The sequence below is a fragment of the Nocardia sp. IFM 10818 genome, from assembly GCF_054655275.1.
This window is the reverse complement of sequence record NZ_BAAHJH010000004.1, coordinates 26,391-36,741: the sequence shown is the minus strand read 5'-3', so window position 1 is coordinate 36,741 and position 10,351 is coordinate 26,391. Positions and strand designations below refer to the sequence as shown.

Here is a 10,351-nt window from a genome sequence, read left to right as displayed (position 1 = left end):
CAGCGGTCCCCCTTCGGGGTGATCTGAGCTTCGAGTCGCTCGTGTTCGGTACGGGGCATCGTTGTCGATATCGGCTGGGTTGTGGCGATGAGCGGCAATCTCGTCGTGGGTCCCGAGGGCGCGCGGAGCTGGCGGGCACAGTGCCCACACCTGTGTATGGGCGAGTGCGGGACGTGTACGGACAGGTAAGGGAGGTGTGGCTCCCCTCTACTTGTCGCCGGACTGGGCGCGGAGTTCGGCGGCCAGTGCCCGCGCTTCCGCGGCCTGCTGGGCCGCTTCGGGGCGACCTTCCTCGGTGGCGATCCGGTCCAGCAGCGCGGCCTTGCGATCGAGCAGGCGCGCATGCTTGCCCTGATCGATGGGCGAGAGCATCTCGCCGTAGAGATGGTTGAGCGCGGCGAGTACCTGGCCCATTTCCTCGATCACGCTCAGCTGGGGCAGTCCGCCGGTGACCGAACGCTCCGGCTCGTCGCAATGCTTGGCCGCCCACTTGTCCAGTCGTTGCCCGGTCATGGTCGGCTGGTAGGCCGCTTCGGGCAATTGCAGGTTCCGGATCGGCCCGGCCGACTCGTAAAACGGTTCCTGCAGTGCCTCCTTCCACTCCTGCTCGGCCGCGCGGAACCTCGCGTGCGCGGACTGGCGGGTGATGTCCAGGACCTCGCCGATCATCTCCCAGGAAGTGTGTCGCGATCGCTCGTAGAGGACCGCGCGCACCATGGCCTCCTGCGCCATATTGAGCAGCCCGCGGGCGGCTTCCACCATTTCGCCGCCACGCAGGCCGGTGTCGCCGATGGTCGGCACCAGCGAGGCGGCATGGTCTGCCACCTCGCTCATCTGCTCGGAGAGCACCAGCCGGGCCAGCGCGCGCGTGCTGTAGGAGTAACGGTCATCTTCGGGGTGCGGTTCTACGGAAGCCATTTTGTCAGTCTACAACTGACATACGCTCCCTGTCAGTTATCGACTGACATTCCATACCCGCCCATGCACATCCGTATCCGTGTATGGGCGGGTACTACTCACGTATGGGTGGTAGCGGCGCGGGGTCTACCCCTAGCAGTGTGGGCTTCGACAAGCAGGGACGGCAGCGCGGCCGCAGTGCCGTCCCTGCTTGTTCTTTACCGCGGTAAACAACCCCTACCGGTCGTTGATCGCCAGGGTGGCAGTCAGGGAGTCGACCAGCTTCTGTAGCTGATCGGAGTCGAGGTAGTCGACGAGCGCGACCGCGAGGGTATCCGGGCGGGCGGCAAGTTTCTTCAGGGACTTGGCAATGCTGTCGGCATCGGCGGGTGTGCGGTCTTTCAGCTGCCGGTCACCGGTGTCGGGTTTGGGTTCTTGCGTCTGGAGCCAACGTTCGACCTGTTCGGCGCGTGGGACACGGGCCAGGACGCGGGCGTCGCGGATGGCGAGGTCACCTCGACGGAGCGCGGCCTGCAACTCGGGCTCGAGCTGGAGCAACGCGCGCCGCTGGGAGACCCAACCGGGGATTTCTGCAGTTCCTGGGCGGCGAGTTCGGCGGTGCCACATTCGGTGACCATGGCTTCGACCGCGCGGGCTTCTTCGATGACATCGAAGTCGCGACGGTCGACGTTCTCGCTGATCGCGGCCGCGAGCAGGGTGACTCGGGATGCGGCGATCTCGTTCTTGACCACGAACTCGAGGTCGGGGCGCCCGAATTTGTGGGCGGCAGCCAAACGCAGCAGCCGTTGATGACGACCCACCGGGCGGCGTCGATCTGCGGCTCGTCTTCGGGGTACAGCGAAAGATACGCCTCCCGGGTCACGACCAGTGCTGGCTGCAGCTGGGTCGTGGCGATGGATTCCAGCTCGGAAAGGTCACCGAGCTCTTCGCGCGGGTTGCGCGGGTTGGCGGCCAGTTCGGTCAGTGGCGCTGAGGTCTGCGGCGCTGGCGGTGTTTCGCCGCCTGTGACTGGTTTCGGTGTGATGTTCTCGCCGTCGATCACCGAGTTCTTCCCGGTGGCCGACACGAGGTCTGCGAGGTTGGTGCGCCCGCCTTTCGCCATTACCGGGCCCCCATCTTCAGTTCCAGCGCAAGCTTGCTGAAGTCGGCGCGGGCTTCCATGGACACTCGGTTCTTCGGGTATTCGGTGACGACCAGGCCGTCCGCGGCGGCGCGGGTGTGGACCTTGTAGTGGCGGACCACGGTGTTGGCGAGCGGCCATCCGTTAGCGCGCACGAAGTCTTTGGTTTGTTCCAGGTCGGCGGTGCCGTCGCGGGGATCCCAGTTGTTGACGACGACCAGGTAGTCGAGGCCCAGGGGCTTTACTACCTTCTCGATGGTGCGGGCGGTCGGGTCGAACCCCAACGGTTCCGGCTCGATCGGCACGAGCACATGGTCGGCGGACTCCAGCACGGCGCGCAGCGCGTCGGCTGCGGGGCCGCTGCCGAGAGGAGAATCGTCGTCGTCCTGCCCGATCCAGCCGGGGGTGTCGACGTAGATGTGGTCGATTCCGTTGAGGTCCCGTAGTTTTCGCAGGCTGTCGAGGTCGTCGTGGGCCTGCACGATGTAGAACGGCAGCGATTCCACCCGGTCAGCCCACCACACGGCAGACCCCTGAGGGTCGATCGACACCGCAGCGACCGGTGAACTGGTATCAGGGTCAGAGCCGGTGAGTGCATCGGCAGTGGTAGCCGCCAGATTCACTGTGAGGGTGGACTTTCCGACGCCACCCTTCTGGTTCAACAACACCTGCACGTACGCCATCTATATGCCTCCGTGTACTTCACCCGCGCGGGGCGGGTTACTTCGGATTGGTTGGGATAGTCACGATTTGCTCACGACTGCCGGTCAGCCTAACGGCGCGCCCCCGGAAAGATGTGCCGGACACGCGCGCGCTGCCGGCGTCTTGAAATCTCGCCGGCCTCCGATCGTGCATCGCTGTGCGCCTAGCCCAGCTTTACCGCGGTAAATCACCGCGCAAGTTCGAATGCGCGGAAAGAATCCGCGACGAAATCGCACCCGGAGGCCTGGCGTGCCGCCGAACTTGCAACCTTGCTGGCCGTGATACCAGCCACCCCTTCACCTTTCGATCCTTCGCCGACAGCCGACCGAGGCGCACCTCGTCCAGCATCACGCGGCCAACTGGTCCGCTCGGGTCGGAGTCCCCCGTCGCGCCATCGCGGGTCGGCCATCCCGCGGTGGATCGTAAGCGGCGTGGTCAGCACGCTGACGATATCGCCGTGCGTCGCAGCGGCGGGGCGCTCCTGAATCCGGTCGACAGCGTTACACACCAGTTCACGGCGCCCGAGCCAGCCGAACCAGGCAGAGCGGTCGGCAGCGTCCAACTTGCGCAAGAGAGCCTGACGCTGCTGCACGCGCGCCCGCTGCTGCTCAGGTGTCAACGACCGCCACCAGTTGCGTTGGTACCACAGTGATCTCAACAGACAAGCTGCTGGGTGACGACTGGTCGCGAGTCTTTCACCAGGGGCCAGCACAGCCAGCACATCACACCGCAGCGACCAGCGCTTACGGTCGGCAGTGTGGCGTAGACGTAAGCGGTGGGGGCAGGCGGAGCCGAGGGGGACGGGGGTCGTACACGTAGTGGGGGAAGAAATCCGACGAGCTGCCGCGACTGCGTGCTGAGCGGCGGGCCCCAGGCCGTATGCGGTGCAATCCTTCGTGCCGCCACCGTAAGAACGGGTGATGACGAGCAGCCCGGTATCCACGGCCGTGCGACGTACGGCACGGACTGTGTGGGTGTCGATGCGTGCCCATTCCGCAAGAGTCCGGTCACTCATGGAGCCGTCGCGGGTGACGAGGGCGTAGGCGAGGGCATGCAGGGCAGCATGCACACTGTGGCGCCGACGCGGGTCGATCGCGACAAGCACGGTGTCGGCGGCAGCGCGCAGGCCTCGGCGTACCGCGTCCAGCTCGGTGGCGAGTTCCTGCGACAGAGCGCTGTTTTCACCAGTGCGGTCACCCGGCAGGCGTCGGCGGCGAGGGCGGTCGCGGTTAGCTTCCTTGAGCGCGCGACGCCACCAGTACCGCCACCAGTCGCGGCCTTTGGCCCGGATCTCCGGGCAGGCCCGGCTCGCCCGCCCCCAGGCGTCGGCCTCGTCGGCTCCTTCTTCGGCGGCTACGACGGTGACTGCTTTCATCAGCATGTAGCGGCGAGCCCAGCGCTCGCCCTTCTGCGCGGCTTTGCCGTCCTGCCCGGCGATCTCGGCCCAGATCCGTTGCGGGGTCCAGCCGTGTCGGACCATCGCGCACACATCCCCGAACTCACGGGCGGATCGGCTCGAATCCGTACCGGCCGCAACAATATTCGCGCGGCCAATGCGACTGGCGCTGGGCCTGTGGGTTGCGTGTGCGAATGTGCGGCGGTGGATGCGGATCGCGTCGACGACGGCTGCGGGGGTGAGCGTGCAGGCGATCACCGGCGCGGGCAGCCCGATCCGGTGCGGCGCGGTCGTCAAACGCATCACCTGCCCTGTGCGGTCCTGCACCACTACGCGATACCGGCGCGAAACCTTCTGGCATAACCGTGCCCATTCACGCACCGGCACTTGCGCATTTGTCGCGACTGCGATCACATGCCGGCCGCCGGGACGGCCGCTCTCACGCAGTAAGTACGGCAGCCCGTGTTTGTCGCACCAGGCGATCAGGGACTCGGCGCAGGCGTCACCGACGATCGGATCGTCAGCGTCTATGTCGCACCCCAGCAGCCCGTCGGCGAGTCGCCCGCCAGCGGTGGACACCAATCCAGTTGCGACCGCCGCGCGGGCCGTGTCGAGGCTGTCGACACGGGCCGGAGAGCTGTTGTCGGCAGCGATCAGCACGAACTGGCGCTCGAACGCGACCCGATCGACGGCCAGCAGGAACTGGCGTGTCGGCGCGTACTGGCAGTGTTTTCGCTGTTCAGACGGAGTGTGATTTCCGTTAACAGAAACGAGGGCGTGTTCGCTCGCACCTGCATGAGCGCGTGCGTTACCCTGAGATCCGTCGTGCAAAGACGAAATCCCTTCGGGGAGCGGTGGCCCTCGGTGTGCAAGACCGGGGGCTTTTCGCGTTTATGGGTGATGTCAGGGCGGGTGCTTGACCCGCTTACTGGTTCAGCCAGCCAGGGGCAGTGTCTCCTGTTCTGGGCCCGTAAGACCCGGGTAGTCGGGCAATCCGAGCTCTCGGCGCAACGCGATTTCGAACAACGCCCGCTTACTCACTCCGCGGTCTTCGACCGCTGCTTCAAGGGCGGCGATGACCTCGTGCGAGAGATTCGTGCCCACAGGTCGTGTCGGGGGAAGCTTCGCATGTCTAGCCATGACCATAAGTACTAGTGCAATTCATGATGCGGGTGCGGGAGGCGCGCCGGTCAGAATTCGTACAGAGCGTGTGAGGCCGCGGCTCATCGGTGGCTGGTCATGCCAGCTCTGCGCGGAACATGCTGATGATCATCAGGTACTTAAAGCCACTGTAGCGCAATGGAATCCAAGTTTAGTTTCCATAGCTAAGCCTCGGATGCGGCCCCCAGATTCTTACGCAGATCACGTAGCAGGTGCTCACGTCGTTGTGCCCGGTCGGCCAGCTTATCGAGCTCTGCCTGTACACGATTCACGCTGTTCTGCACGGATTCCATATCCCGGGAGGAGTTCGGCGGCAAGGAGCGCTGTGAGGGGAGTGGCTACGATCCCGTCCGCTCCGGCGGCCACGGACCGGCCAATGTGCCGGGACGAGCCGTCCCAGAGCCGGAAGTTCGGTACAGCGGCGTGGATCTCGGAAACCTCGTCAACGGTTACCTTCGCGAGCTTTCCTCCCGCAGGCAAGCACCCGCCGCGGGCGGCCAGCTCAAGCTGTTCGGCTGACACCCTCCGCCGAACAGGCCTGGATGGCTATAGATGGTCGCGCCGGCGGGCAGTGAGTGGAAGAACTGCAGCAGGCGGTCAGGTGCGCCCTGAGGCTGCACAACAGCCATCGGCGTGGTGCCTCGGTCGATGGCTGCGGTCATGTCGTCCGGAGTCCAGGCGCAGGCCAGTACACGTTCTGGGCCAACGGCATTGACCCAGATGTCGAGTAGTGCGGTGCGCTCGTCCAGGCTGAGCTGGTCGCCGCGCGTGGTGCTGCCGTTGATCAGGAACAGGTCTACCCATGTCGCACTGGCGATTTCGGCATAGCGGCGGGTTCCTGGCACATTGATAGTGCCGTCGGTCTGGACCAGATGCAGAGTGGGAACAACGACCGTCCAGGGCTTGCTGCTGGCGGTCGCGATGAGCTCTGCGGCCGCTTCCGGGGCGGTTTCGGCGGTGTCGATTCGGAGGTCCGGTGCGGATAGTCGGGGTGTCTCGTCCCACGCCTGCATCCGCTCGATGCTGTCGCCAGTGCCACGGGCCTCGATGCGGTCGGCGGCAATCATGCGGGGGCACCATAGCTCAACGACAATCCACCGAATCGCATGTAGCGCCGTGGTGAGTTCGTTGATGGCTTCGGGTTGCCCGACGTGCACAACGGGAATCCGCCCACTGCCGAGCAGACGTTCGATCTCTGGCCGATCGATGGCGTAGACCGCAGAGTAGCGACGATTCGTGTAGAGGATCTGACCAGATTCAGCGAGCTGGGCCAGCTCTTCGGCGGTCCCCATCCGGTAACCCTCGGTCCGACCAGGCCCAACCTTGAGCCGCTGATACTGCTCGAACCGAAAATCGTGGCGGCACAGCGCAGCGGTGACAGTGTCCTTCCCTGACGCCGGCGGACCATAGAGGATCACGCCAACACTGCTGGTCATATCGCACCCTCAAGCGAGCGCAGGAATGCCTTCACCTGAGCCTGGATAGGTTCGTCCAGGGGTTGTTCCGTATGAGGCTGTGCGGCCACGGCGGCACGAATTCGGTATCGACTCCGGCCAAATACTGTTCCCAGTGGGCGAGTTTCCAGGTGTCGCGAGCAGCTCCGCGGCGCTCGATGTAGCTGCGCATCGAATCAGCCGAGCATCGGATCCAGATCACCGACATATCGGCGCCCATGCTCCTGAGCGTTGCGGCGGTGCGTTCCAGCCATGCCGGGTTGGTCAGCTCACGCAGATACGGGGCCGTCGCAATCACACTCACGCCACACGAAATGTTCTCCGCGACCGCGGCTTCGAGGCATTGATACTCGGCTGGTCGCACCACGTCCATATAGGTGGCGGATTCGCGGTCGGCGATGGTGCTGCCCAGTTGGACCAGGGCCGCATCCACAACGTGGCGAGTAAGTGTGTCTTTGTCGAGCATGGCCCATCCGGTCTCCCGTGCCAGCGTGCGGCCCACCTCCGTTTTGCCGCTACCTGCATATCCGCCGATGTACACCGCGCGAGGACGTGCAGTCGGTGGCTTCTCACCGACCGCTGCCGCTGCATCGGCGACGATTCGGCCGGACCGGGCCCGGCTGATGACCAGACCCTCATTGGCCAGCTGCTCAAGAGCAGCGTTCACGGTTCCCAGCCCAACAGAGAACTGGGCGGCCAGCTCACGGCCGGATGGCAGCCGATCGCCGGGCCGCAACCGGCCAGCTTCGATGTCGTTGCGGATCTCGCGCGCGATCTGACGCTTGCGCGCCTCACTGGTCTGTTCAGTCATGGCATTCGAGCCCTTCTGATCTGCCGATCACTTAGCTAGCCAAACGGTAGCAGCCCATACCACAAGAGCGTCTTCCGCCATCTACCAGAGGATTTTCCCCTGGGAAGTTTCTCAAAAGTCTCGACATCTGAACTGTTCAAGCGCAGACTATGAACAGTTCTTATGTGATGCCAATCTCCCCAGGAGACGTTCAATGAGGCTTCCCACCCCTACTCGCAGGCATGGTGCTCATGCCATAACTGCAGCTAGATCCCTCAATACGTTTGCAAGCAAAGATCACTTCAATCCGCCGCTGAACGCGGCCAATTCCACGCACTGGACAGTTCACGATCTCGGCGTGAACTTGCTACCGGGCGGACCCGCCGAGGATCTCTCGGGATCGCGTATCGCAGAGCTGACCGCTGAGGTAGAGCGCCTGCGTGCCGAGCTGCACGACATGCAGGTGCAGGTCGATGACCTGTTGGACCGCGAGTCGATGTTCGCGGGCGCGGAATGCATGGAGCGGTTGACCACCGCTGCCGCCTTCGAGCGCTTCGGCGCGCCGCGTGCTCGTCACCTGTCGGTCTGTCCGGCGGTGGATGCGACGGCGCCCGGATCGGTGGTGGCGTGATGGTCCGCGAGCGTGAGATCCGCGTGGATGTGGTCCTGGCGGTGCCGTCACTGGGCTTCCTGCTGTCCGGCCTGGCCGTGGTGGTGCTGCTGGCTGTGGTGGTGGCGGTCGTGGTCACCGCCAGCGACTTCAGCGACGGCAGTTCCACGGTGCCGTCGACGCCGGGCCCGTGCGAGCCGTTCTGCTCCCTGCGCTCGGTTTCGGTGCTCCCGCATGGCGGTGAGCCGCGATGACCGCTTCTTCCTCTTCTCGAATCGACTCCCGTTCTGAGGTGGGTTCCATGACCAGTAGCACTGTCGTCCCGGGTGTGGTGTGGCGCGAAAAGGCGTGCGCCACTGACCCGGATCTCTTCTTCTCCTCCAACCTCCGCAATGTGCACGCCGCGCAGCGGATCTGTGCGAGCTGCCCGGTCTTGGCCGAATGCGCTCAGCTGGCGCTGCAGATGCAGCCCTCGGATTGTGTGGTGGCGTCGGTGTGGGTGCCCTCGGCGAAGAAGACTCAGAATGGCGCTGCCCTCGCGCACCAGCAGCTGGCTGAGGTGGCCGCGAGCGGTGCGCCTGCCGCTGCGGTGAGCGCGAAGTGTGGCCCGAAGGACCGTTCGATCCGGTGGAACGATCCCGAGTTTCAGGAACGGGTGCGTGATCTGTATGGCGCGCGCCTGTCCTGGCGTCGGATCGCGATTCGTCTGGATTGCTCGGTCGAGACCGCCCGCAAGGCCCTTAAGGTCGCCCAGCCCGAACCCGCCGCGCCCGCGCCCGCGCCTGCCCCTGAGCCCGCGGTCGTCGTCGCGCCGTCGAAGCCTCGCCGGGCGGCGCGCAAGTGCGTGCGGGACTTCGGCTTCCAGCAGCGGGTGATGCAGCTGCGCGTCGGTGACGGCCGGACCTGGAGCGAGATCGCGGCCGAGCTGGGCTGTGCGGTGAAGACGGCTCAGGGCGCGTACTCGCAGGTGCGGTCGCAGGAGGTGGCGGCGTGATGACCGGGATCGAGTGGACCGAGGTCACCTGGAATCCGGTGACCGGGTGCGACCGCATTTCAGATGGCTGCACCAACTGCTACGCCCTGGCGATGGCCAAGCGCCTGAACGCGATGGGCGCGGCCAAGTACCAGACCGATGGTGATCCGCGCACCTCCGGACCCGGCTTCGGAGTCGCTATGCACCCTGCGGCACTGGAGATCCCCGGAAGTGGCGGACCGCGCGGCTGGTGTTCGTGAACTCCATGTCGGACCTGTTCCACGCGAAGGTCACCGACGAGTTCGTGCGGTCGGTGTTCCAGGTCATGTGGGACACCCCGCAGCACACCTACCAGGTGCTGACCAAGCGGCCCCGCCGCGCCGCACGCATGGCCGAGCAGGGCCTGCTGTTCCCGTCGAACCTGTGGTTCGGGACATCGGTCGAGAACGGCGCGGTCACGCACCGCATCGACGAGCTGGTGAAAGTGCCTGCGGCGGTGCGGTTCCTGTCGTGTGAGCCGCTGCTGGGGCCGATCGATTTGGATCGGTTCCTGTTCCCGGATTCCTGCCCGGACGGGTGCGCCTGCCGGTATCCCGACGACGCGGTGGCCTTCGACTGCTCGTGCACGGGCGCATGTGTGGGCTGGTCCCCTCAACCCGCGATCGACTGGGTGATCTGCGGCGGCGAGTCCGGCCCGAACGCCCGGCCGATGCAGGCGGATTGGGTGCGCGACCTGCGTGAGGACTGTGTCACGGCGAGGGTGCCGTTCTTCTTCAAGCAGTGGGGTGGGCGCACTCCGAAAGCCGCCGGTCGTGAGCTCGACGGCCGGATCTGGGACCAGATGCCGGGGGTGGCGTAGCCATGGCGATCCGGCTGAAGACGGTGTTCGAGGTCGAGTGCGACCGGTGCGGGAACACCCTCGGTGACGAGCATGACGGCAGCCCTTGGCATTTCGACACCGTCGAGGCGGTTCGGGAGGAGCTGACCGAATTCGAGTGGGTGCAGACCGGGGAGCGGGTGCTGTGCGAGCGGTGCGTCGGTATCGAGGCGTGCGAGCTGCTCGGCCACGCCTGGGGCGGCTGGGAACCGGCCGAATCCCTGCTCTACAGCGGGCTGGGCCGCCGCTGCGCGCTGTGCGGGGTCACGGATTTCGATCCGCCGGTGCGACTGCCTGATTCCCTTCCCGGCGCGTCGGATGAGCAGGGGGCGTAGGCGATGGACCGCAGC

The 10,351-nt window shown here is 65.5% G+C and carries 10 protein-coding genes and 1 pseudogene; 5 read left to right on the top strand and 6 right to left on the bottom strand.

Features of this window, described 5'->3' with window-relative positions; translation table 11 throughout:
• Positions 1-207: 207 nt before the first annotated feature.
• From ACYQ5L_RS40775 to ACYQ5L_RS40750, 6 genes are all read right to left on the bottom strand, one after another.
• Complete coding sequence (locus ACYQ5L_RS40775; protein WP_459964098.1) at positions 208-918, bottom strand: hypothetical protein; 711 nt, start codon at positions 916-918, stop codon at positions 208-210.
• 216 nt (positions 919-1,134) lie between these two features.
• Positions 1,135-1,455, bottom strand: a complete 321-nt coding sequence (locus ACYQ5L_RS40770) for a hypothetical protein (protein WP_459964097.1) — start codon at positions 1,453-1,455, stop codon at positions 1,135-1,137.
• A gap of 564 nt (positions 1,456-2,019) precedes the next feature.
• The gene (locus ACYQ5L_RS40765) at positions 2,020-2,721 is read right to left on the bottom strand and encodes a nucleotide-binding protein (RefSeq protein ID WP_459964095.1); all 702 of its coding nucleotides are present in this window, start codon (positions 2,719-2,721) and stop codon (positions 2,020-2,022) included.
• Positions 2,722-2,927: 206 nt separating this feature from the next.
• On the bottom strand, positions 2,928-4,967 hold the full coding sequence (locus tag ACYQ5L_RS40760; protein WP_459964094.1) for a hypothetical protein: 2,040 nt from the start codon (positions 4,965-4,967) through the stop codon (positions 2,928-2,930).
• Positions 4,968-5,746: 779 nt separating this feature from the next.
• Positions 5,747-6,733 carry a P-loop nucleotide/nucleoside kinase family protein gene (locus tag ACYQ5L_RS40755; RefSeq protein WP_459964093.1) on the bottom strand — a complete coding sequence of 329 codons (987 nt, stop codon included), beginning with the start codon at positions 6,731-6,733 and terminating at the stop codon, positions 5,747-5,749.
• A gap of 31 nt (positions 6,734-6,764) precedes the next feature.
• Positions 6,765-7,562 carry a P-loop nucleotide/nucleoside kinase family protein gene (locus ACYQ5L_RS40750; protein ID WP_459964092.1) on the bottom strand — a complete coding sequence of 266 codons (798 nt, stop codon included), beginning with the start codon at positions 7,560-7,562 and terminating at the stop codon, positions 6,765-6,767.
• A 193-nt stretch (positions 7,563-7,755) separates the two neighbouring features.
• Here ACYQ5L_RS40750 and ACYQ5L_RS40745 point away from each other — a divergent pair, with 193 nt between their 5' ends.
• The 5 genes and pseudogenes from ACYQ5L_RS40745 (at position 7,756) to ACYQ5L_RS40725 (ending at position 10,336) form a co-directional block, all read left to right on the top strand.
• Positions 7,756-8,172: a hypothetical protein gene (locus ACYQ5L_RS40745; RefSeq protein WP_459964091.1), complete on the top strand. Its 417-nt coding sequence runs from the start codon at positions 7,756-7,758 to the stop codon at positions 8,170-8,172.
• Complete coding sequence (locus tag ACYQ5L_RS40740) at positions 8,172-8,405, top strand: hypothetical protein (protein ID WP_459964090.1); 234 nt, start codon at positions 8,172-8,174, stop codon at positions 8,403-8,405. The genes ACYQ5L_RS40745 and ACYQ5L_RS40740 overlap by 1 nt, the downstream gene beginning before the upstream one ends.
• Positions 8,406-8,452: 47 nt before the next feature.
• Positions 8,453-9,145, top strand: coding sequence for a WhiB family transcriptional regulator (locus ACYQ5L_RS40735; protein ID WP_459964089.1), 693 nt, complete (start codon positions 8,453-8,455; stop codon positions 9,143-9,145).
• Positions 9,145-9,983: pseudogene (locus ACYQ5L_RS40730) on the top strand (DUF5131 family protein). Before ACYQ5L_RS40735 ends, ACYQ5L_RS40730 begins: the two are co-directional and overlap by 1 nt.
• Before the next feature lie 2 nt (positions 9,984-9,985).
• On the top strand, positions 9,986-10,336 hold the full coding sequence (locus ACYQ5L_RS40725; RefSeq protein WP_459964088.1) for a hypothetical protein: 351 nt from the start codon (positions 9,986-9,988) through the stop codon (positions 10,334-10,336).
• Positions 10,337-10,351 lie beyond the last annotated feature (15 nt).

Excerpts from the sequence above, each read along its gene's own strand:
- ACYQ5L_RS40745 (WP_459964091.1), top strand. The coding sequence starts at position 7,756 with ATGAGGCTTCCCACCCCTACTCGCAGGCATGGTGCTCATGCCATAACT.
- ACYQ5L_RS40755 (WP_459964093.1), bottom strand. The coding sequence starts at position 6,733 with ATGACCAGCAGTGTTGGCGTGATCCTCTATGGTCCGCCGGCGTCAGGG.
- ACYQ5L_RS40735 (WP_459964089.1), top strand. The coding sequence starts at position 8,453 with ATGACCAGTAGCACTGTCGTCCCGGGTGTGGTGTGGCGCGAAAAGGCG.
- ACYQ5L_RS40740 (WP_459964090.1), top strand. The coding sequence starts at position 8,172 with ATGGTCCGCGAGCGTGAGATCCGCGTGGATGTGGTCCTGGCGGTGCCG.
- ACYQ5L_RS40750 (WP_459964092.1), bottom strand. The coding sequence starts at position 7,562 with ATGACTGAACAGACCAGTGAGGCGCGCAAGCGTCAGATCGCGCGCGAG.
- ACYQ5L_RS40775 (WP_459964098.1), bottom strand. The coding sequence starts at position 918 with ATGGCTTCCGTAGAACCGCACCCCGAAGATGACCGTTACTCCTACAGC.
- ACYQ5L_RS40725 (WP_459964088.1), top strand. The coding sequence starts at position 9,986 with ATGGCGATCCGGCTGAAGACGGTGTTCGAGGTCGAGTGCGACCGGTGC.
- ACYQ5L_RS40765 (WP_459964095.1), bottom strand. The coding sequence starts at position 2,721 with ATGGCGTACGTGCAGGTGTTGTTGAACCAGAAGGGTGGCGTCGGAAAG.